Genomic DNA, 22,148 nt, shown 5'->3' on the forward strand with positions numbered 1-22,148 from the left:
CGCTGCTTCTTCTCGGGCAGATGTTCGAGGCTCGATTTCATATCCCATCGATAGGGCAAAGGCGATTCGCCGTCTACCTGTTGATTGGCACTGAGAACTGACCCGGCATAGCCCGATAGGGTCAGTTCTCAGTGGCAATCAACACCTAGATGTCTTTGCCAAACAGCTCTCGCCGGCTGGAGGACTCCCTGTATGGAGTTTGATCAACCAGCTCCGCCGCGGTGAACCGTCTGATAAGAGCATGGCTTGACGTGAAGCGCATCCGTTATGCTTCTATACGAGTGCTTATACTCAAGTCTCTGTTTTGCCGGAACAATGGCCGCAAATTGACTGGTCGTAGGTTCGTATCCTATCAAGACCACCGGATCTCAACCAGCGCAGCTAGGGGATAGTGCGACTGAGACAGTATTCTACGACCTCGCCTTCTATCTCCCGGCAGACGACGATGTACTCCTGAAGCAGGCCGTCATCAGCCTGGGAGCTTTCTCTTTGAAGGCGAGCGAGTGTCACGATGGCATCCTCATACGCTTCGCACAAGGCTTCCAGAGCAGGGGAGGTGCCGGCAAACATTCGAAGCCGGTCGCGCACGACTGGAAGCTTCAGCATCAGTCGCAAAAGGCCTCGTCGAGCTCTGTCTTTGGCGTCGGGATCGTCATCGTTAGGCATCTGCACCTCGCCTCTTTGGCATGCAACCACCGAGGCGATGGTCGGTGCTGAAAAGTCATTCAGAAACTCAAACAGCTTGGGCACAAGATACCGCCGTAGACAGCGTGGAGGCGGTACAGACCAGTTCGTCTAACGAGGCAAATTCTAAAGAAGCAGTAGCTTCTCCAGTACCTCGAGAAGGTCATTCGCTGGCACTCTTGTCACCACGGCAACGGCAAAGGGAAGCAACGCTGCTGAACCCACGGCCAGACACGCGCCTTTATCGACCAACATCGTAGCCAGGTCCTGCGCTGCTCGGAACTGCTCAGTAACGTCTAGGCCCACCTCCTGCTGGTTGTCTTCTTCAGGCAAGCTCGTCACCACGTTTACACCAAGCGTCTTGCGTTCAGCAGCCCGCTGGAACGACGTGGCATGTGATCCGAATATGAGTAGGCTGCTTTCCTTCAGATGCGACAGAGCTATTGAGAATGCTGAAAGAGGGAAGGCGAAAAAGGACAATACAAAGATCAACCAACCTCCGGCGATGCTGGCAAAGATCCCCATGCTGATATCTTCGTAAAGGAGGTGCTTAGCGACGGCTGTCGCAACGGCGGAGCTGGCACCGAGCACGAAAAGGACGTAAGATTTCGGATATTCCGCGAGGAAGCCAAGGCCGCCTTTCCCATCTGGATGCGTGGCTACGAGCCGAAGATCGAACGATGCGAACTTGCGCAAAAGCAGCGCCCAGACCAGGTGCCTCCAGACAGCTCGAAAAAACAAGAAGCCTACTAGCGGCATGCTTACGAATAGCGCCCACCATCCGGCGAGTGTTAGCCGCGGTCCATCAAGCGCCGGATAGGCCGCCCAGGACGTATTGGGCAGGCTGCCGAAGACAGCGATCACGGATATGGTCAAACCGCATAGAAGACATATGACCTCCGCCAACACTGAGTCCTTAAGCTGATGAGCCCGCGCTAACGCTTTTGCCGCGTCGGATGTTGACCTCGTTGGGATGAGGGGCACTTTGAAGAAATGTGCAAGTTTCATCAGCAGCCCTCGCTCGACATGCTGCTCGGCAAGCACGAAGGCACCGACGGCTACCAGAAACCTCGCCCAAGTTCCCGGGTCTGACAAAAACATCCGGTAGTTTGCTCCGGATAAGACAAGAGGAACCAGCCAAGCAAGGGCCGTGAAGACGAGCGCTCGTCGTACGACTAAAAGAGCGTCATCATTGGCCAATGAAAGGCGCTTTAGGATATCAAAGAAGGGACCGCCTCGGGATGCATAATATTCTGGTAGGGTCCCGCTATGGGAGGCGCCTTGTTTTACACTAGGGTCCTGGGTCACCCCCGCGTGCCCCGTCATCTTGCTAGTCCTCCGTTATTTCCCAGCTGTCATCAGGGTTGAACTCATGCATCTCTGATGCAAGGACTGCAGAATGCGGCCCTAGGTCGGCCTGGTAGACGATGCCATTCCGATTGACGACAAAGGTTTGGACCCCGGTTTGGCCATAAACGACCGGCCATGCAACGAGGCCGAAGCCGGCGATCATGTTTCCGTTGATGACGTACGCGAACGTGCCGCCGGCGATATTGCTTCCCTGCCGTGTCAGCACCTTGAACCGATAGCCGAAGTATCCTTCATCCGCCTTGACTTGTTTAAGTCCGATCTGGCTCAAGTCGCCGGCAGGGCTCAAACCATTCCCTTGTCCTTCGGGCCAGTAGAGCCCGTCCCTAGAACCAGGGGTGCTGATTAGCTTCTGCGCATACTCCAGCACGGCGTCACCGTCGAAGTCGGCGAGAGCATATTCTTCTTGCGCATCGACATATGCGCGAAGCGTCGTAATAGCCTCTATTTCATTTTCTCCAACCCGGCGGTTGGTGATCTCCTCCAGGCCCACCTTGGTGTCGAAGGCCCACCGACCGTTTGCTTTTACCAGTGGGAACGGTAGGGGCCACTGAACTTGGCCTATCTCCACGATGAACCTGTTGCCGTCGTCCTTTAACAGAAGTCGGTCCGAGGCGGCACGTTTGATGAGGGAGAAGCTGTCTATTGCTTCGCTACTCGAGGCTAGCTTTTCAGGATCTAACCCTAGTATCGCGCCCAATCTTGGTAAGTCGTCATTCGCAACAGCCTCCCGGAAGGACGTAAGCGCTTCCGTTGGACCGTCAAACTGCACGGGCGACTGGTGCGACATATATTGCAGGAGTTCCGCCGTCTGCGCTTGCGCACCGGCCGATGAAAAGAGGCTTGGTGCGACCGCCAGGAGGGCATGTCGTAGCTTTGATGGCATGATCATTTCTCCCGATTAGCGACGAGGCAGAGAGCGCCTACCGCTGAAGTCCCGGTGCTGACGTCCACCGCCTTTGATGCCGCCGCCGAGTGTTTCCCCGCCGCGGCGCGAATGCGCCACTGCAACTCTGCCGGGCCTAACATCGCCAAGGCCAGCAGGTTGTTTCGTCCGATAATCTTGCTTTGTTGCGGGCCGCGGCCTGATGGGAGAAGTCTCGCCCCTTCCTTTAAGACCGACGGCGGGAGGACGGTCAGCGGCGGTACGGGCTGTCGGACGAGGCGAATTCTCGATAGCTGCCGGTTGATTGGGACGGTTTGTACCCTCGATCCTGGTCGCACGCACATCCCTGACGCCCGTAGAGCGGCTCGGGGACGCTGTAGTCGAGGGCCGACGCTCGGCGCGCGCTCTTTGCTGAATGTTGGTGCCTTCAGTCGCTTCGAGCCTGCTCTTGATGCTTTGACCATCGACCTTAGCAAACTGGGCACTATCAAAGCTGATCCTGTTGATATCGATGTTTTTCCAATCGACGTCCTTGAACTTGAGCTTTCCGTTGATGTCGATGTTGTTCATGCACTGGTTGCAGTTGATATCGATATCTCCGCCATCGAAATGGCCACCCCAAATGCTCCGGCCATCCCAGTCGATCACTGAAGCAAAGACTGCACCTGTTACGGCGCCCGCGAAGAAGGTGGCTGTTGGATACCAGTAGTTCGGATAGGCAGCGCTGTTATACGCGATGGCGACTGGCTGGGGGTCTGCTGCATAGAGTAAGGCAGGGTTATAGGTGGGAACGAAGACCGCTCCGGGTTGCGTCGCTTTGATAACGACGATGTCGCGCTCTTTGGAGAAAATCAACTTGTCATCACTCTTGATGATGCCATCCGATAAGGCCCTGCTTCGAAGTAGTTGGATTGCCGCCAGCATCTCGTCCTGCTGAAAAGCTACTGCATCCCCAAACCGCTGGAGCCAATCGAGGTCGTCAGCCAACATCGTGATGAGTTCAGGATAGTTTAGCAAAGCAATCACGCTGCCGTCCCAACTCTCCTTGGGCTTCAGGTTACTGTTCGTTTTCCGTCGATCGAGAAAGCGGGCGGCTTCAACGATCTGCAGGGGATAAAGTGTGGCAGTAGCGATAAGAGCGACAAGCTCATCAGGGTAAAGCGCAATTCTGGCGACCAAAACCCCAAGCTCATCTTCACCTAAGGGATCGGGCCGTAGCGGTTGGGAGGGCTGAGCAGAGGCTGCGGTGATCGCCGGCGTTGCTGCGGTCGCCAAGGGCGGCTTGCAGAGCGATACCGCGGCAAACAATGCCGTACCCACAATTGCCCAACGGCCGATGAGACGTGACGCGCTGCTGCTCATACTTTCCTCCACTTGCCTACCATAGGTGCTGTCAGCATCGCCAGAGGGCGGTTCTCGGTCTGCGCCTTCTTCGAGATTACAGGAGGCTTGCCACGTGACGCAGGGTGAGAGTACGGCGAGCTTTATGGAAGTACGTTACGGTAAATGCCGTCGTCTTGCCGTCCAAGGACGAGCCTCTGAGCCAGCTGCAGAACATTTCTGTAGGAAGACCATCAGCTCCCCTTGGCGTGGGCAGTCAGTCGATTTGGACTGGCCAATCAGGCCATCCGGACTGCTGGCCGGTTGTTATTTACTGTAACGTACTTCCAGTTAACGGGCGAGAGGTGATGCTCTACGGCATGTTCTGGAGGTCCCATGACACTTGCCGCGACTAGCATTCATCAAGACACCACAAATGCTGAAGGGATGATTTGGATCGCCGGCCGAACATTTGGCATGGGATCAAATGATCACTACCCTGAGGAGGCACCCGCTCACCCAGTTACCGTCGATGGTTTCTGGATCTCAGAGATTCCGGTAACAAACCGTCAGTTCAAGGAGTTCGTGGACGCGACCGGCCACGTCACCGTCGCCGAGAAGGCGCCGGATCCCAAAGATTATCCAGGTGCAATCCCGGAGATGCTCCGGGCTGGTTCACTCGTGTTCACAGCACCGAAGACAGTCGAGGGTTCCAACATCTCCCAGTGGTGGAGCTTCAAGTTCGGTGCGAATTGGAGGCGCCCGCTTGGTGGCTTGAGCGACCTCCGTGGGAAGCTCGACCACCCCGTCGTTCATGTAGCCTATGTCGACGCACTGGCGTACGCACGCTGGGCTGGGTGGGATCTGCCTACGGAAGCCGAATGGGAGCTTGCTGCCCGAGGCGGCCTGGAGCAAGTAGAGTTCGCATGGGGTGAACATTTGCTGCCGGACGGTCAACAAATGGCAAATACCTGGGTCGGCACTTTTCCAACACACTCGACGAAGCCAAAGGGGCATGAACGGACGTCGCCCGTCCGATCCTTCCCTCCAAACGGATATGGTCTCTACGATATGATCGGCAACGTCTGGGAGTGGACGAGCGACTACTGGTCGACGCGTCATCCGGAACCTGCAAAGCACTCGTGCTGCATCCCCAGCAATCCCCGCGGCGAGGACGTCGTCGCCAGTTATGACCCACGGATGCCAGAGATACGCATTGCGCGGCGGGTGCTAAAAGGGGGGTCGCATCTATGTGCACCTAACTATTGCCGCCGCTATCGTCCTGCTGCTCGTCATGCAGAGCCCGAAGACACATCTACGAGCCATGTCGGCTTCCGCTGCGTCAGGCGCCCCACGAGGTGAAGGAGACCGACGTGAACCGCACTCAACCGAACACTGACAATATCGTCGCTGCCTTCGTCATAGCGCTCGTGCTCCTTTTCAGCGGTCTTGTATTTCCTGCAGGCGCCCAGGAGCCGCTGCCTTCATGGAAAGATGCCGCCGCAAAAGGCCGTATTATGGAGTTTGTCGAAGCCACGGTAACAGAAGGGGGAGGCGGTTACGTTGCCCCAGACAGCCGTATTGCTGTTTTCGACAACGACGGAACCCTCTGGTCGGAACAGCCGAATTATATACAGTTTACCTTCATGCTCGACCGCGTGAAGACGCTTGCTCCTCTACATCCTGAATGGAAGGTAACAGAACCTTTCAAATCGATCCTCGCAGGCGATCCAGATGCGCTGGCCAAAGGTGACCAGAAGGCTCTCATGGATCTTGCCACCTCTACCCACGCTGGGATGACGACCGACGAGTTTGATAAGATTGTCGTTGACTGGTTTGCGGTTGCCAAGCATCCAACAACGGGCAAGTCGTACGAGCATATGACATACCTCCCAATGCAGGAGCTTCTCACCTACCTCCGCAAGAACGGCTTCCGGACCTTCATCGTTTCAGGCGGGGGTGTGGAGTTCATGCGACCTGTATCAGAGAAGCTATATGGCATCCCGCCAGAGCAGGTCATCGGCAGCACGATCACTACCGAGTACGCTATCGTTGGGGACGTCCCGGTTCTGAAGAGGCTGCCTAAAATCGAGTTTATCAACGACGGCAAGGGCAAACCCGCGGCAATCAACAAATTCATTGGCAGAAAGCCCATCTTCGTTGCCGGGAATTCTGATGGCGATTATGAGATGCTGCGCTGGGTATCTAGTGGCAATGGACCAAGCTTTGCGATGATCTTGCACCACACGGATACTGATCGGGAGGTTGCCTATGACAGAAAGAGCGACATTGGCCGACTAGACATGGCATTGGATGAAGCAGAAAGGCGCAACTGGCTGGTTGTCGACATGAAGGCAGACTGGAACAAGGTGTTTGCCTTTGAGAAATAGCCGGAAGGATTGATCATGAGATGGATCATCGCGGTTCTGATCGGCGTCTTTGCAACAATCGCTGCTGCCAAAGCGCAGGACGTTGCGGAGCCCGCAAAGATAGCTGACCTCATGCGCCTGCTTCAGGATCCAGAGGTACGTTCATGGCTGGAGACGCGTCCGGTTGGTGTAGCCAAGCCCCCCACGCAAAGCTCAAGCGGCCTCGCCGCCTGGGAAGCATCGATCCGAAACCGGATTAGCAGTGTCATTGGTGTGATCCCGTCGATCCCAAACGAGCTGTTGAAAGCCGCTTCCCGAACGAGGGAGAATGCGATCTCTCATGGTGGCGCGCCGGTCTTCCTTATCTTTTTCGCGCTCACACTCTTTGGGATCGTCGCCGAGCGGGCGTTCGCGATGTTGCGACGCACCCCTAGAAACCTAGTCGATAGGCTTTTAGGCGTTGCGGTGTTTTCAGTTGCAATGGCCTTTGTGTTTTTCGCTCGCGAGTGGCCTCCCTTGGCGCGTATCGTGCTCCTGGTCGCGCTGGCAGGGCTTGTTAGCTATCGAATACTCTCTGTCCTCCTGGATTCGAGCCAAATGGCGGCGGCCGTCCGCCATCGCGTGCGCGCATTCATGGCAGTCGCGATCGTCGCCGTAGCGACGGCCACGCTAGGTGAGCCCTTGTCCGTTAATCCAATGGTCGTGACTGGCGTCTCGTTCTGCTTTTCCATCATCCTTTTGATGATCGCAGTCGAAGGCTTCGTTAGAAAGTCCAGGCGTTCGCTCCGGGTTCGCATCGCTTACGCCCTTGCTTGCCTTGTCGCGTGGGGTTTATGGGCGGTGGGACTTCCAGGAGTTTTCTGGCTGACCGTCTATGCGATGATGTTGCCGCCGACACTTCGTCTGGTTGAACGTGTGGTGGCGAATGCGCTTTCTCGTGACGAGGATAACCTGAAGAGAGTGGTTGCGATCCGTGCCAGTCGCGCCACGGTCATCGCTGTCGCCATTGTATGGATCTCAATCGTCTGGCGCCTTAACCCAGACTCTCTAACGCAGCGCGATCCCATTGTCGCCGCATTGACGCACGGCATCTTAAAGAGTGTGATCGTTGTTCTGCTTGCCGATCTTGTCTGGCACCTCGCGAAGTCGTGGATTGACCGAAAACTTGCAACAAGTTCGGACACTAGTCTCCGTCCAGAGGAGTTGGCGCGCCAGGCTAGGATGCGTACTTTGTTGCCCATCTTCCGCAATCTCCTCGGCGTCATGGTGGCCGTCATTGCGACCCTGGTCGTTCTGGCAGAACTGGGCGTAGAGATTGGGCCATTGATTGCTGGCGCCGGCGTCTTCGGAGTGGCGGTCGGCTTTGGCTCTCAAACTCTAGTCAAGGATGTCATCAGCGGTGTCTTCTACATGCTCGATGATGCCTTTCGTGTCGGGGAATACATTCAGGCAAAGAGTTATAAGGGCGTTGTCGAAGGGTTCAGTCTGCGTTCCGTGAAGCTTCGGCATCACCGAGGTCCGTTGTTCACGGTCCCGTTCGGGGAACTCGGCGCTGTCGAAAACCTCAGCCGCGACTGGAGCGTGGTCAAGTTTCGGGTATCAGTCAGCTTCGACACGGATGTCGAGCAAGCCCGAAAGTTGACCAAGAGGATCGGCGCCGCTCTGGCTGAAGACGAAGAATTCGGACCACTCTTCATAGAGCCTCTAAGGATGAAGGGCGTTGAAGAGTTTGGCGACTACGGGATGGTGCTCAGCTTCGGGATGACTCTGCGACCAAGCAGCCACCAGTCGATGATCCGTCGCCGCGCCAACCTCATGCTACGCGAAGCGTTCAAGGAAAACGGCATAGCCTTTGCTCAGCCGACGGTGCAAGTTGGCGGCGACGAAAAGACAGCCGCCGCAAGCGCGGCCCTGCGGATACAAAATGCGAAAGCCATGGCTATGCCCACACCGTAAGGTGGTGACCGCCGCGGCCAGTGCTCGGCGCGATCCAATTCTACGCTCATGCAAGGATAGTCACCACGCCTATTGACGCGAAGTAGCAGTGGAACTGTGTCTCACTTGGGAAACAAAAATGTCAAACCAACGCGAAATCCCAAACCTTCCGCGCCGCCGTCCGGTGCTGCCGCCCAATAGCGGATACCAGCGGTCAGGCTGATCGGCTGCTGGTTGATCTTCAGTAATTTCGACACAGTAACGTTGATCGGAACAGACCAGTCGCGTCCTGTCCAGTCGTAGGTTGACTCCGTGTTCAAGGCGAAGGTCCACGCGTCTGCCGTGGTGTAAGATAAGAACGGCTGTAGAAACGTACTGCTAATGTCCCTCCGGTCCTCATTGCCTGCAAATGACCAAATGTGGTTGGCCAGAGCGCCATATGTCCAAGGGCCGTCCTGCTTCAGGGCAACGATTGTGGGACCAGCGCCCCATTTCTCACTGCCCAGAAGATCGTCTGTCGCCGTCGGTATGAGGAACACGGGACCAGCTCCCCAAACAATCCCGCTCTCGGTCGGCTTCGCCGGCGACAGGAAAAAGCTCTGAACGGTGTCGCCTAGGCCAAACTGTGTTCCAGACGGGCCGGCGATGTCGTTTTGCCAGATCACCGGCAGGACCGTGCGGGAGATCAGGTTCCAGTCTTCGTTGAGCGAGATGGGAATGACAGGTTGTATGTTGAGCGTCGCCCTATCCCCATCCAGCGGCCCGTAACCGTGATCGTAATTGAACTGGAAAGGCACGCTGATCAGTGAAGCGATCGGGTTTGAAAGCTTCTTTGCAAGATCGGCGCCAGAATCTTGTGCTTGAACCAGGCCTGTCGTTGCGACAAAAACTATGGAACAGATCGTGTATCGAGATGCAAATTGTGCCACTGCCGACCTCCCAGTCAGTCAGAAATGATCAGAACTTTATCGCTAGCTCGAGGATTGGGCCCTGCTGGACAACGTCGAACCTGAAGCCGTCGTTGCTATAGTCGACTCCAAGCGCGCGGTAGCCGACGATCGCCGAAATACGCTCGTTGAATTCATACCCCAAGCCCAGCGCAACATCCCAGTCGACATCTGCTCCGCCTGCACCGACAAGCCCCCAGCCGGTGAGGTAGATCTCAGGCGTCAGGGAATATCTTCCACGTAGGCCGATCATGCCGTCGACCCAGGTGGCGCTGTCGCTTCGTTCAGTGCCACCGAGGAGGCCGCCCTCGAGCGAGATGGTCGTTTCGACTGACCAGAGTTTCACCCCCGCAACGACATCCAGGTGTGCCTCCGGCCCTTGGTAGACGGCGTAGCCAACGCCGAGAAGGCCGGAGAAGCTCGAGGTTGTTACCTCGACCTCATCCGCCAGCACACCGAAAGGCGTTTCGCCGTCCGCGGACAACTTCGTATAGATCACATCACCGATAATGCTAAAGCGGTCATTGCGGGCTTCGCCGGCCGCCATGAAGGCGAAGTCGAGATTTTTCAGGATGTCGCCAAAGTCTGCATCTATGTGAACGGTCGGAAGCCCGAACTGCGAAGTGTCGCCTGAAAGTCCAGCCACCCAAAAATATGGTGCCAGCGAAAACGTCCAACCAGCATCGGTCGCCGCGGCCTGCGGCTCTTGGTCAGTTAGCGAGGCGTCAGCCGCTTTGGCACTCGTACAAATCGCGATGGCAGCCACGGTGAGAAGGCAATACCTCAGAATGTTCTTCATGCCATGTCCCCTCTTCCGGCAGTCCCCTGCCTCTGTTTCGTCAAAGCTACTGGGCGTCACATGCCGTACCGGTCGCCACACAAGTTTCTGACGCCACGCGCTGCTTACCTCCGGTTTGATTTGAGACTGCGTTTAGATGATGGGCGTAATTTTCGCGAGTATGCTGATCTACGATCGCAACCGGAGCCGCTAGAATGAGACCCGCAGTGCTGCCGGCTGCGGCAGCCACGCCCGTGGTACCCGCGATAAGATGGTCGCCAAGTCCGACCCTGCTGTCGGTCAGAGTCTGGCCCTCTGCAATGCGCGCGCCAATCATTTTGACGACTTCAGGTGATTGCGCAAACTTACTGTGGTGAAGACCGTCTCCCGCCTTGACCTTCGTAAGGTCGATCACAGTAATCTTGTTATTTTCCATCTCCTGCTTATAAGGCGCTTCCTCAGGATTTATCGACCCCAGCCGGGGAATGTCGCCCCAGACCCTGCGTGAAAAGGCAAGCGCACGGTCATCCGCCGATACGAACAAAGTGAAGCGAGGTCGATGGTGTCCCATATCCTCGATCTGTGAGCGGAACACGTCGACATCGACGTCTGGAGCGGCGAGCATCACGTTCTTGAATTTCGCTGGCAGGCCATCGTTGCGTATCGCCATCTGCCTCAATCCTTCGAGAGCCAACCAGTTGCCCATCGAATGTGCAAGGATCGATACCTCTTTGACGCCAGGATCAGCGGCGAGATGTTGGAAAAGGGCTTCCAGCGTATTGCGGGTGTAGTTGGTGCTTTCCCGATCATAGCCGTAGCCCAAAAGGCTGCCGCGCGAGGGCCAGGTTACCAGTACAGGGGCACTTTTGACGCCAGCATCGTGCACGATCTGCGCAAAGCGGTAGACGGAGTCTTCGAACCGGTTGTTGAATCCGTGGATGAATACCAGCACGCTACGGTCCGGTGTCTTGCGCACCGCAGCGCTGAGCCTGGCCGTCGCGCCGTCCTTGTTGAGTTCATCTGCTTTCAAGATAGCGAAATCAGTCGCAGGGTTGGGTGGAAGTCTTTTTGGCCAGGCAACCTCTCCAACCTTGCGCACCTCCGGTAGTGAGACCGTCATGTCCGCAAAAGCGGGGCTTCGCGCTCTTTCTCCTGTAAACATCTCTCCTGCATGCTGCGATCGCCCTCGGGTCGTTGCTACAAGCATGGTGACCCTGCTGGACTTTGGCGTTGTGTCAGCAACGGGCGTCAGCACGTTTTTGGGGTGGCCCCCGCAACCGGGCGCTATAGCAAGCGACGCCAAAAGCGCCGAGATACGCGTCGTGCGGAGTGACGGAAAGCTTCTGTGCCAGCATTTCCGCTCTGTAATGAGGCTTTTGAAAAAGTTCGGGCGCCGGCAAGCCTGCTTCAATATGAAGGCGGCTGGCCCCAAACGATCAAAAGCGATGCTCACACGGACGCCCCTTGATTCATTGGCTTCAACCTGCCAAAGGTAGTCACAATTTTAGCCTTCCTTTTGGCAGGCTAGTCGATGATGACCAGCTTGGATATTGTACTTTTGGGCAGTTTTGTTACTGGCATATCCGGTTGTATTCCGAGCACCGCTCAGATAGGCTTCGCCACCTCGTCGGGGGCGCGCAATGGGAGTTCTGCGAGACTGGATTAGGCGGTCGCGATGGCTCACGGTCGTCTGCGCTCTTTTTACATCTGCTATTACGGCCGCTGAGGCATCCGAATTTGTTGAACGCGTTCCCCGCGTGCTTGTGCTTTACCCCTATGACGAACGTGTTGCAGCAACAACTGTTGCGGGTGAAGCGGTTAGAGCCCGACTTCTCGAAGCCACGGGCGGCAAGATCGATCTGTTCTCTGAATTTCTTGATCTTGCCCGGTTTCCCGAAGTTCACCACGTCGACCATATGGCGCAGTTCCTCGCTGAGAAATATTCCAATCGTCAACCTGACATCGTTATTGCACTGGGCGAACAGTCTGCCAAGTTCATCGCAACGCATCGGACATTGCTGGCGAAAAACGCGCGGATCATAGTTGCGGGTTTCAACAGAACAACGGCTCTAAGGATCAACCTGCCAGACGATGTTCTTGGCGTGTTCACCGAGTTCGACATTCTGAAAACGGCTCAAATGGCGCAACATCTGCAGCCGGATGCGCATCATCTTTTTATAATTGGGGGATCATCAGACTTCGACCGTTGGTGGCTCGATACCGCAAGAGCCGGTCTAGCGAGTTTCGCAAAGAACTACAAAACAACATATTTGGAGAACCTAACTATCGCCGAATTTGCAGCGGCCGCGGCAGCGTTCCCTCCCGACAGCATTGTTTTGGTACTAACCATATTCAAAGACAGGAGCGGCCGTAATTTCATCCCGCGCGACGCAGTCAAACAAATCGCAGCCGATGCGACAGCTCCAATCTATGGCCCGTACGCCACCTATATCGACTCTGGGATCGTCGGCGGCAACGTCGTTACTTTCGAGTCGCTAGGGTCTAAGGTGGCTGACCTTAGCCTGGATGTTCTTGGCGGCAAGCCGGTCGATCACGTCGATGCACCGCATGTCGATATGGTCGATGCGAGGCAACTTGAGCGATGGGGATTGTCCGAAAAAAGGCTGCCACCAGGCACCGTCCAGATGTTCAGACAGCCAACCTTCTTGGAACAGTATTGGATTTCTGCTCTAGTAACTCTTGCTATTGTTGCGACGCAGAGCATCGCGATCGCAGTGCTGTTGGTAGAGCGACGCCGCCGCCGCTTGGCGGAGAAGCAATCCAGAAGTAGGTTGCTCGAGGTCATACACCTCAATCAATCAGCAACTGCAGGCGCGCTTTCGGCTTCCATAGCCCACGAACTGAACCAGCCTCTCGGCGCTATTCGCAGCAACGCGGAGGCCGCCTCAAGCCTATTGCGGTCATCTCATCCAGACCTGAAGCTAATCGAGCAAATCTTGATAGACATACAGGATGATGATCAGCGTGCACATGACATAATTTTACGGATGAGAGGTCTCCTAAAAAAACGAGCCGAGATCGACTGGCAGCGGTTCGACTTGAATGAACTAACCACGATCTCCATTAAAATTCTGCAGGGAGAAGCATCGCGCAGGGGCATCTCCGTAACTTCTAATCCGGCTGACGGCGCTTTGCCCATACGAGCTGACAAGGTGCACATTCAGCAGGTCATTCTAAATATCGCGATGAACGCCATGGACGCAATGCATAGTAGGCGGGGGATGCAGAGGAAGCTGATGCTTGAGACTCGATTGACAAAGGATTCTAAGGCGGAGCTGTCAATCTCGGATTCTGGTCATGGCATTCCTGAAAATTTGCTAAGCGTGATCTTCGATCCATTCTATACAACGAAGGTCGCAGGAACAGGCCTTGGACTTTCCATCGCCCGAACCATCGTTCATACCTACGGTGGCGAGATCTGCGCGGCCAATCGGTGTGAAGGTGGGGCTGTCTTTCGTGTTAAGCTTCCTTTGGCGGAAAAAGGATGACCACCATGTACTCGACCGTTCACATCGTGGACGACGATCGTTCCTTCAGAATAGCAGTTGGCCGGCTTCTCTCTGTGTCAGGATTTAATATACAGCTTTATGCGTCGGGGCAGGAGCTGCTTGCGCATCTCCCTCTGGCTACGGAGATAGGCTGCATCTTGCTTGACCTCGACATGCCTGGGCTGAACGGGCTGGAATTGCAGGAAACTCTCGCGGAACAAGCTCCTAACTTTCCAATAGTGTTCCTAACCGGGCACGGGGACATACGAGCAAGTGTCCAGGCAATCAAAGCCGGCGCCGACGATTTTTTGGAAAAGCCGGTAAAAAGGGAGGCGTTGCTGCCTGCCATCGGTCGGGCACTGCTTCGTGCAAAAACAAGTCGTGACGAGCGGGAACGGATCAATTCAGCCCGCAGCCGTCTCGACGCTCTTTCGCCACGCGAGTTTGAGGTCCTACGCTTTCTAGTCCACGGCAAACTCAATAAGCAAATTGCCTATGCGTTGGGATTGTCGGAGCGGACGATCAAGGCTCATCGACACAATATCATGGAGAAGTTTGGCGTCCGATCGCTTGCGGAAATCGTTTCTGTCGTGGAGCGGCTTGGCCTTGTCAATGCTGTAGACGATCCACCGGCAAGCTGACGGCGATATCTTCACTAAAGGACAATAGGCGGGCCTATGGCCGCGCGATAGCATGGGCCGAGACGTCAGGTGCGCCGTCGTATTGGCTCTGGAAAGGCGTACTTTTGGAAACCTCATCTGGCATCGTGGCTGTAGTCGATGATGATCGAAGCATGCGTCGGAGCATGGAGCGACTACTGGGCGCGAACGGCTTTTCGATAGCGAGTTACGCCTCCGCAGAGGATTTCCTCCAATCTGCAAAGACCACTGTGATCCGCTGCATCGTTCTCGACATCCATCTTGGCGGCATGTCGGGCATTGAGCTGTGGCAATACCTAAAACAGAAAGGGGGCAGTCCCCCGGTTATCTTCATCACAGCTTCCGACGACGAGACGTTGCAATCCGAAGCGGTTAAAGCCGGTTGCGTTGCTTATCTCCAAAAGCCGTTTCGAGCTGACCTGCTGATTGGTGCGATCAACAGTCTTCCTTTCGTGCCTGGAAAGCCCGATTTAGAAGGTTAAGGGGAGCAGCAAGGCGGTGATTGAGAGGATTTGTTCGTCTGGCAGCGCAGACGGCCCCGTCATGCTTCCCCAAAGTACAATAGACTGAGCAAAGATCTTGGCGTACTGATCCGGTAACCGGACACTCTGGCCACCGCCAAATCTAAGTAATGCGGTCGCATCTGGTTGTGCCATGAAAAACGCTGTCGAGGTGGCCCATCGCTGAACGATTGTTTGGGCTTGAGCCCACCATCGCGGACGGGCGAGTTCGATCTGCAAGTTTCTAAATTACGATGACGACCTGGGCTGCTTTCTGCACAATCCAACAAAACGGGGTGCTGCGTCATGAGTATCGAGGAGTATGACACCGATACCCAGGACGTATCCGTCGCCGAGGCGAAGCGCGAACTGACCAGGTTGCTCTCCGACGGGAGGTTTCATGCGACCGACCGACAAAAAGCCATTCTAGTTTATCTTGCCGAGCGTAAATTCGCTGGCTGTGAGGCTGGAACGAAAGCCTTTGCAATTGCCGTCGATGTCCTTGGAAGAACATCGAGCTTCGACTCCGCGGTCGATCCCATCGTTCGCATAGAAATAGGCAGACTGCGCTCTTCCCTTGAGAACTACTACGAGGCGTATGGTCAAAGCCCGGGGACGAGGATCGAAGTGCCTCGAGGGCGATACGTCAGCATATTTACCAGAAAGGGGTTTGAGAAAGGGTCGTTCTCCACAACCCGGGATGATACAGCGCACAAGCAAGATAATCGCCCGACAGACGACATAGCTCCTTATACAGCATCAAAGAGTGCCGTGAGACGCCCATGGCGAGTTCTCCCCACCATCGTTTTAGCGCTTTGTTTAAGTGCTGGCGTGGTGGCGGCGGCTTGGATGTACAGCCGTCCTCCCGTTACTGACCCTCCTATAGTTTTCATATCAGTTGATGCAGGCGATCCGGAATATCATGACGAGGCCAGTCTGGCAGAGGAAATTTTGCTCGCTACGCTGACTCGGTTTCGGAACCTGACAGTCGTAACCGAGCCACCAAGTGCTACGCCGTCCACGGTAACATATCGGTTGAAAGTCGCGTTTCAAGCGACGATGACCAACGGGAGCATGCGGTGGCAGTTTATCGACATGAGGTCCGGGCACCACCTGGCGGCAGGTGTCGAGACGACCGAAATTCTTGAAAACGATCGTGGTGCAGCTAGACTAGACCTCGCATCCGCGCTGGCTGGCAAGCTGGCAGCGGCTAGAGGTATAATCAACCATTTCGAGCTACGAGCGGCTCCCGATCACGCGTTGGGGAACATCTGCGTACTTCGAGCGGAAGGAGCTCTTGATGATGGCGATCTACACGAAATTGATCGCGCCTCCGAATGTCTTGAAAAAACGTTGGCGCTAAACCCGAAGCATGCGGATGCCGCAGCCGCGCTTGCTGGGATACTTGCGATGAGCTCGGATGAGCATTCGATTGGAAGAGCCATTGGGCTGGCAAAAGAAGCCTTGGCTGCCGATCCGAGATCGGATCGCGCCCATATATCGCTGGCCCGGGCACTGGCTGCAAGAGGGGAAGTCGCCAGAGCTTTGACTTCGGCGAACCGCGCACGTTCACTGAACCCCTACAATCCCGACGTCACGGCTGCCTTGGCCACCATCCTCTTTGCCGCCGGCAGTTGGGATGCTGCGGTTGGCATGGCGACAGAAGCTGGTCGCATCCCGGATGTCGTGCCGGGCGAGGTGGTTCTGGTGCAGGCGCTTGACGCATACAGGAGACGTAACTGGATAGAAGCGACGAGCCAAGCCGATCGGCTTCATGCAGGAGAGGTCGGGAGCATGCTGAAGGTTGCAGCTCATGGGCAACTTGCGTCTCCCCAGCTCGCGCGGCGACTGTTGGATCTCCGCAGGGAATTTCCGGACTTCGAGAGCGCATTCCGAGCGCGGATCGCCGTGCTCCGGCTTGACCCAAGCTTGGTGGACTCTATCGAGGATGGTCTGCGGAAGGCTGGAGCGGCACTCAAGATGCCAAGCAAGGCTGACGCGCAAAAAAGCCGGCAGTAGCGGCACGCTGCCAGAATTTACCGTAACGGATTTACCGTAACGTACTTGAGCAGAAGGGCTACGTGTCCGAGATGGCTTTCCAGAGCCAGTGGCTTGGGCGCGCTTACGGCACTCCTGTTCACGAAGAACGAGGCAGGCACTGCAACCGTGCTGGACGTCCGCAAGGGGCGCAAGAAATTGAATGGCCGTGGCGCCCGTCCTTAAGGGGGTTTTGTATGAACAAGAACGAACCTTCGCGATTTCAGGTCGGGCTAACCTACGTCGTGGTTGTCACCGCCGTCGTCTTGTTGCTGATCGGCATCTTGCTTCACGGTCTGTCTCTGCAGGTTCAGCAACGCTTCTGGTCAGACATATTCGGTCGGATTTACGGTCCGATGAGCTTTCGCTTCCTCCTCCAGCCTGCGATGGCGTTCATTGCTTCTGTTCCTGATGGCATAGCCGACGCGCGACAAGGTCATTCCTCATTCTTCTGGACCAAGCCGCTCGATCGCACCGTTCAGCGAGGGCGACTGCGGCAGGGGCTGTTCTCCACCGCCAGGGTCTTGTTCCTCGGCATCATCATGGATGTCATCTATCAGCTGAGGGAGTTCGATCAGTTCTACCCGGCTGAGGCGGTTATCATGGCGGTGCTGCTCGCGCTCATACCGTATTTCGTCTTCCGTTGGCTCATCCAACATTTCGCCCGCCGATCGATCCGTACCAGTGGGAAGAGGAGCTGATCGTGGAGAAATTTATCTCTGAGGACAAATCGGTAGAGCTGTCTTCGCGGCGAACGGGCATGTCGTTCCAGCGCACCCGAATGAGCGCGGACCGAACGTTGATGTCTGTGATGCGTACATCGCTCTCGCTGATCTCCTTCGGTTTCACCATCTTCCAGTTCTTCGAGAAAATGCGTGACTCCGGCACAATTACCCACGGAGCAGCGCCGCGAAACTTCGGCATGACATTAGTCCTTCTGGGCACTGTCATGCTCGTCGTGGGTATCATCTATCATGTGCAATTCATGGCAGGTTTGAGACATGAGCGTCAGGCCATGCACGAGGCGAACCTTCTCCACGCTGAGAGCAAGTTTCCACCTTCGATGACTTTGATCACGGCGGTCTTGCTTTTGATGATTGGTCTGATCGTCGCCGGCAGCATGCTGTTTCGAGCGGGACCATTCGGCTGATCGTCTCAAGCATACAGGCAAACTAACAAGACAATTCCGAAGAATCACACACAGCTAACAAGGAGATAGCGACATGGCCAAATCAGACAAGCCTAACATTCTGGTGATTTTCGGAGATGATATCGGAATGTGGAATATAGGCGTCTATGCGAACGGCATGATGGGCCATACGCCCAACATAGATCGGATCGGGCGGGAGGGCATTGTCTTCACCGATCATTATGGACAAGCAAGCTGCACTGCAGGTCGGGCAGCCTTCATCACGGGCCAGATCCCAGTACGAACTGGTATGACAACGATCGGGATTCCGGGGTCCACCCGTGGTATCCAGAAGGAGGATCCGACGCTCGCCGAGGTGCTCAAATCACAAGGTTATGCAACTGGTCAATTCGGCAAAAATCACTTGGGTGACCGTAACGAATTCCTGCCGACGATGCACGGTTTCGACGAATGGTTCGGCAACCTGTATCACCTGAACGCGGAAGAGGAGCCGGAAGAACTCGACTATCCTGGCCAGAAGAACCCGGAATACCTGGCGAAATACGGTCCGCGCGGGGTCTTGCATGCGTGGGCGACCGACGTGGACGATCCGACCGATGACCCTGTGTTCGGCCGCGTAGGCAAACAAAAGATCGAAAACACCGGCAAACTGACGCGCAAGCGTATGGAAACCTTTGACTCGGAGGTAGTCGATCATACTCTTAACTGGTTGGATCGTACCGCCAAGGAGGACGCTCCGTTCTTCTGCTGGTTCAATACAACTGCCATCCACATCTGGTCGCACCCGCAGAGCAAGTACGTTCAGATGGCGGTGGATGAGGGGCGCGCCGAAGAAGATCTCGTTCGTGCGAAGATGCTGGAGCACGACGAACAGATTGGCATGCTTCTGAACAAGCTTGAAGAGCTTGGCGTCGCGGACAATACGATCGTGATCTACACGACGGACAACGGAAACGAGCTCTTGTTGTGGCCTGACGGAGGCTACGCGCCCTTCCGCGGCGAGAAGGGAACCACATGGGAAGGCGGACTTCGTGTACCTTGCGTGGCTCGCTGGCCTGCTAAGATCCCACCTCATTCCATTTCCAACGGAATTCAAACTCACGAAGACCTTTTCGCCACCCTCGCGGCGGCCGCCGGCTTACCCGATCTAAAGGAAAAGCTGCTGAGTGGGTACGAGATGAATGGCAGCACCTACAAGGTTCATCTCGACGGCTACAACAACCTTGATCACTGGACCGGATCTTCGCCAAAGTCGGGCAGGCGAGAGTTCTTCTACTATGACGAAACGGACCTCATGGCTGTGCGCGTAGATGCCTGGAAGATGCATATCGGTGTAAAACGCGAAGGCAGTTGGTTTAACGAAAAATACTATCCGAGCGTCCCTTACCTGTTCAATTTGCTAATGGATCCTATGGAGAAGATGGATCCTGAATCTCACGAGTGGGGCTATGCCGGAAGAAAGTTCTTTGCGCAAAAAATGTGGGCTCCCACGGCCGCGCAATCTTTTATTGGCGCGCACCTTAAGACTTTGAAGGATTATCCGCCTCGCCAGGGCGCTGATACTCTAAGCCTGCACAAGGCGCTTGAAACAGCGATGGCGAGGATGGAGGCGGCCAGAACAGCCAATAACTGACGCCGACGCAGAAAGTTGGCTCCGCGGCAACCAGCCTCTATCTTAACAATGAAGATGGGAAGATCTGGAGCCTTCACATGTAGGTGCGGCGAAGGGTGTTGAAACATGCTTCGCCGCACCATTTTCTATCTTCGAGTGAGAGGTAATAGGATGACCGCTTTGGGCAATGCGTCGTCAGTACTGATCGAGATCAGCCATCAAGCTCCTTTGCCGGCGCCTCATAGGCAAGGTGGCTTCGCTCCAAGTAACATCCGGTCTGGCGGCGGTCCGGGAGACGTTCGGAGATGAGAGATTGGCTGGTCATCTCAACAGAGACTGCGATTCTTCTAATCAACTGGATGGCGCTGATCATCGTGGTGGCTGGGACGGTGCAGGCGTTCTTGCGAGGCCTTGTGGTATTGCTTCTCACTCGTTCCGGTCACGAAAGGCGCGACATCTGGTTGAGCTATGCTCGTTGGTTAGTCGCGGCACTAACCTTTCAGCTCGCGGCGGACATCATAGAGACGTCGATTACCACGGATTGGCAAGCAGTCGGGAAGATCGCCGTGGTTGCCGTTATTCGGACTTTCCTGAACTACTTTTTGGAGCGCGACCTGGTGGAGGTCCGCGAGCGTCAGACTGAGGGACGGGATGCACTAACTTCGGCTGGCGCGAGCTAACTGCCAGAATGAGCAGATAGATTAGGCATCGAGAGGCGATTGGGGCAGACCCATCGTCGGGATTAGATATTCCGGGGCGATCCAGGTTAACCCTTTCGATGACCAAATCAATTGGAATTAGAGGCAAAGGGACGTGAGTCCGAATCCTCTCAAGGCGAAGAGCTCGTTCTATAGCCCCCCGGGATACAGCGGCCGACGCTGACCGGCGGGTGCCGGGCCCCTCAGGCTTCGGGCACAACTCGCAACCGGCGACGTTAAGCCTGATCTGGCGTGCAGCGTGGTAGCGACTTGCCCCAAGAGTTGCCAAACGACACACTTCGATCGTGACCGAAGCTTTGCTTGCGCGAAGCTGCCATAAGAGCCCGTCGCCATCGGAGCCCAGGTCATGACATCTCACCAGCCATCCAGGACAATACCCTTTTTCGGCTGGCATGTGGTCGCCGCGACCTTTGTGCTGGCAGTCTTTGGTTGGGGTGTCGGTTTTTACGGACCACCGATCTACCTGCAAATGGTGGTCCAGCGAACGGGATGGTCCGTCGCGCTCGTCTCGAGTGCCGTAACGCTGCACTTTCTGGTCGGTGCGGTCGTCGTGGCGAACCTTCCGCGACTGTATCGGCTTGCGGGCGTTCCCGCGATCACAGTCACGGGCGCGGTACTTCTCGCAATCGGCGTCGTCGGTTGGTCTGTGGCCGATCGGCCGTGGCAGCTGTTCGCCGCCGCTCTCTTGAGCGGAACAGGCTGGGTTGCGATGGGCGCTGCGGCAGTGAATGCCATTGTCGCGCCCTGGTTTGTCCGGGCCCGCCCGGCGGCACTGTCCATGGCGTACAACGGAGCAAGTGTGGGCGGTGTGATATTCTCGCCCCTGTGGGTCATGCTCATCGCCTCAAGCGGGTTTGCACAGGCAGCCGTCATCGTCGGGATTTCCATGGTCATCACCGTGGCCGTCTTGTCTGTTGTGGTATTTTCCAAATCTCCCGATGGTCTCGGGCAATTTCCAGACGGAGCATGGCTAGGCTACGGAGTGCCCCCGACGACTCCGTCCCTCGCTGCGCCGACGGTAGGCGTTTCGCTGTGGCGCGACCGCCGCTTCCTGACGCTGGCGGCGGGTATGGCTGCCGGATTGTTTGCACAGATCGGACTGCTGGCCCATCTGTTTTCGATCATGGTTCCGGTCTTCGGATCACAGGCGGCGGGCCTGCTGATGGGAGGGGCTACCGTTGCGGCAATCGTGGGCCGCACCGGCATCGGCTGGCTGATGCCGGTTTCGGCGGATCGCCGTCTGATCGCGTCTGCAAGCTATGGCGTTCAGATCATCGGCACCCTGATGCTTTTGACGACGGGCGGAGAAAACGCCGCCGCGATGGTTCTCGGGGTCCTGCTTTTTGGCCTTGGCATCGGCAACGCCACGTCGCTCCCGCCTCTCATCGCCCAAGTGGAGTTCAACAAAGCCGATGTCTCCCGCGTGGTGCCGCTGATCGTTGCTCTGAGCCAGGCGACCTATGCCCTCGCGCCCGCGCTGTTTGGCATTGCCAGGACGGTCTCCAACCCCGCTGTTTTCATTCTGGCGGTGGCGATCCAGTTTCTGGCGGTTATACTGTTCTTAGCGGGACGGCATAAAATAATTGCTTCGGGGCAATCCCATCGATCGTTCTAGTGCGTTCAGCCCTCGGATGGATGAGGGGCTCCGACATCGAACTTGACCGCTGGCCGGAAG

The 22,148-nt window shown here is 56.2% G+C and carries 19 protein-coding genes; 12 read left to right on the top strand and 7 right to left on the bottom strand.

Features of this window, described 5'->3' with window-relative positions; translation table 11 throughout:
• Window positions 1-381: 381 nt before the first annotated feature.
• The 4 genes from YH62_RS28430 to YH62_RS28445 all read right to left on the bottom strand — a co-directional run bounded on the left by YH62_RS28430 (window position 382) and on the right by YH62_RS28445 (window position 4,300).
• Window positions 382-750, bottom strand: a complete 369-nt coding sequence (locus YH62_RS28430; protein ID WP_245282240.1) for a hypothetical protein — start codon at window positions 748-750, stop codon at window positions 382-384.
• A gap of 60 nt (window positions 751-810) precedes the next feature.
• A complete protein-coding gene (locus YH62_RS28435) occupies window positions 811-1,884 on the bottom strand; it encodes a hypothetical protein (RefSeq protein WP_156177014.1) in 1,074 nt (357 codons plus the stop codon).
• Between the two features lie 130 nt (window positions 1,885-2,014).
• Window positions 2,015-2,938 (bottom strand): DUF2950 family protein, encoded by a 924-nt coding sequence (locus YH62_RS28440; RefSeq protein ID WP_046797693.1) that lies wholly within the window; start codon window positions 2,936-2,938, stop codon window positions 2,015-2,017.
• A gap of 15 nt (window positions 2,939-2,953) precedes the next feature.
• Entirely contained in the window at window positions 2,954-4,300 is a 1,347-nt protein-coding gene (locus tag YH62_RS28445) for a DUF3300 domain-containing protein (protein ID WP_046797694.1), read from the bottom strand.
• A gap of 354 nt (window positions 4,301-4,654) precedes the next feature.
• Between YH62_RS28445 and YH62_RS28450 the strand changes: the two genes are divergently transcribed.
• From YH62_RS28450 to YH62_RS28460, 3 genes are read left to right on the top strand one after another with little or no spacing between them, the layout of a single operon-like run.
• Window positions 4,655-5,620: a formylglycine-generating enzyme family protein gene (locus YH62_RS28450; RefSeq protein ID WP_046797695.1), complete on the top strand. Its 966-nt coding sequence runs from the start codon at window positions 4,655-4,657 to the stop codon at window positions 5,618-5,620.
• Window positions 5,621-5,631: 11 nt separating this feature from the next.
• Window positions 5,632-6,648: an HAD family hydrolase gene (locus YH62_RS28455; protein WP_170986276.1), complete on the top strand. Its 1,017-nt coding sequence runs from the start codon at window positions 5,632-5,634 to the stop codon at window positions 6,646-6,648.
• Between the two features lie 15 nt (window positions 6,649-6,663).
• Window positions 6,664-8,583, top strand: a complete 1,920-nt coding sequence (locus YH62_RS28460) for a mechanosensitive ion channel family protein (RefSeq protein ID WP_046797696.1) — start codon at window positions 6,664-6,666, stop codon at window positions 8,581-8,583.
• 101 nt (window positions 8,584-8,684) lie between these two features.
• On the opposite strand, the gene YH62_RS28465 is transcribed toward YH62_RS28460, so the two are convergent.
• From YH62_RS28465 to YH62_RS28475, 3 genes are read right to left on the bottom strand one after another with little or no spacing between them, the layout of a single operon-like run.
• On the bottom strand, window positions 8,685-9,464 hold the full coding sequence (locus tag YH62_RS28465) for a hypothetical protein (RefSeq protein ID WP_046797711.1): 780 nt from the start codon (window positions 9,462-9,464) through the stop codon (window positions 8,685-8,687).
• A gap of 55 nt (window positions 9,465-9,519) precedes the next feature.
• A complete protein-coding gene (locus YH62_RS28470) occupies window positions 9,520-10,308 on the bottom strand; it encodes a hypothetical protein (RefSeq protein WP_046797697.1) in 789 nt (262 codons plus the stop codon).
• 46 nt (window positions 10,309-10,354) lie between these two features.
• Window positions 10,355-11,602, bottom strand: coding sequence for an alpha/beta hydrolase (locus YH62_RS28475; protein ID WP_245282243.1), 1,248 nt, complete (start codon window positions 11,600-11,602; stop codon window positions 10,355-10,357).
• 325 nt (window positions 11,603-11,927) lie between these two features.
• Between YH62_RS28475 and YH62_RS28480 the strand changes: the two genes are divergently transcribed.
• The 9 genes from YH62_RS28480 to YH62_RS28520 all read left to right on the top strand — a co-directional run bounded on the left by YH62_RS28480 (window position 11,928) and on the right by YH62_RS28520 (window position 22,088).
• Complete coding sequence (locus YH62_RS28480; protein WP_046797698.1) at window positions 11,928-13,796, top strand: HAMP domain-containing sensor histidine kinase; 1,869 nt, start codon at window positions 11,928-11,930, stop codon at window positions 13,794-13,796.
• 5 nt (window positions 13,797-13,801) lie between these two features.
• Complete coding sequence (locus YH62_RS28485) at window positions 13,802-14,437, top strand: response regulator (protein ID WP_137326558.1); 636 nt, start codon at window positions 13,802-13,804, stop codon at window positions 14,435-14,437.
• A gap of 125 nt (window positions 14,438-14,562) precedes the next feature.
• On the top strand, window positions 14,563-14,937 hold the full coding sequence (locus YH62_RS28490; RefSeq protein WP_082118573.1) for a response regulator: 375 nt from the start codon (window positions 14,563-14,565) through the stop codon (window positions 14,935-14,937).
• Window positions 14,938-15,261: 324 nt separating this feature from the next.
• The gene (locus YH62_RS28495) at window positions 15,262-16,974 is read left to right on the top strand and encodes a hypothetical protein (protein ID WP_046797701.1); all 1,713 of its coding nucleotides are present in this window, start codon (window positions 15,262-15,264) and stop codon (window positions 16,972-16,974) included.
• A gap of 215 nt (window positions 16,975-17,189) precedes the next feature.
• On the top strand, window positions 17,190-17,693 hold the full coding sequence (locus YH62_RS28500; protein WP_046797702.1) for a hypothetical protein: 504 nt from the start codon (window positions 17,190-17,192) through the stop codon (window positions 17,691-17,693).
• A gap of 2 nt (window positions 17,694-17,695) precedes the next feature.
• A complete protein-coding gene (locus YH62_RS28505) occupies window positions 17,696-18,142 on the top strand; it encodes a DUF202 domain-containing protein (RefSeq protein WP_245282241.1) in 447 nt (148 codons plus the stop codon).
• A 73-nt stretch (window positions 18,143-18,215) separates the two neighbouring features.
• On the top strand, window positions 18,216-19,775 hold the full coding sequence (locus tag YH62_RS28510) for an arylsulfatase (protein WP_046797703.1): 1,560 nt from the start codon (window positions 18,216-18,218) through the stop codon (window positions 19,773-19,775).
• A 284-nt stretch (window positions 19,776-20,059) separates the two neighbouring features.
• Complete coding sequence (locus YH62_RS28515) at window positions 20,060-20,434, top strand: DUF1622 domain-containing protein (protein ID WP_046797704.1); 375 nt, start codon at window positions 20,060-20,062, stop codon at window positions 20,432-20,434.
• 433 nt (window positions 20,435-20,867) lie between these two features.
• Entirely contained in the window at window positions 20,868-22,088 is a 1,221-nt protein-coding gene (locus YH62_RS28520) for an MFS transporter (protein WP_245282242.1), read from the top strand.
• The last annotated feature ends 60 nt before the right edge of the window (window positions 22,089-22,148 follow it).

Source organism: Rhizobium sp. LC145, from assembly GCF_001005825.1.
In the GTDB taxonomy this organism is placed as follows: domain Bacteria; phylum Pseudomonadota; class Alphaproteobacteria; order Rhizobiales; family Rhizobiaceae; genus Neorhizobium.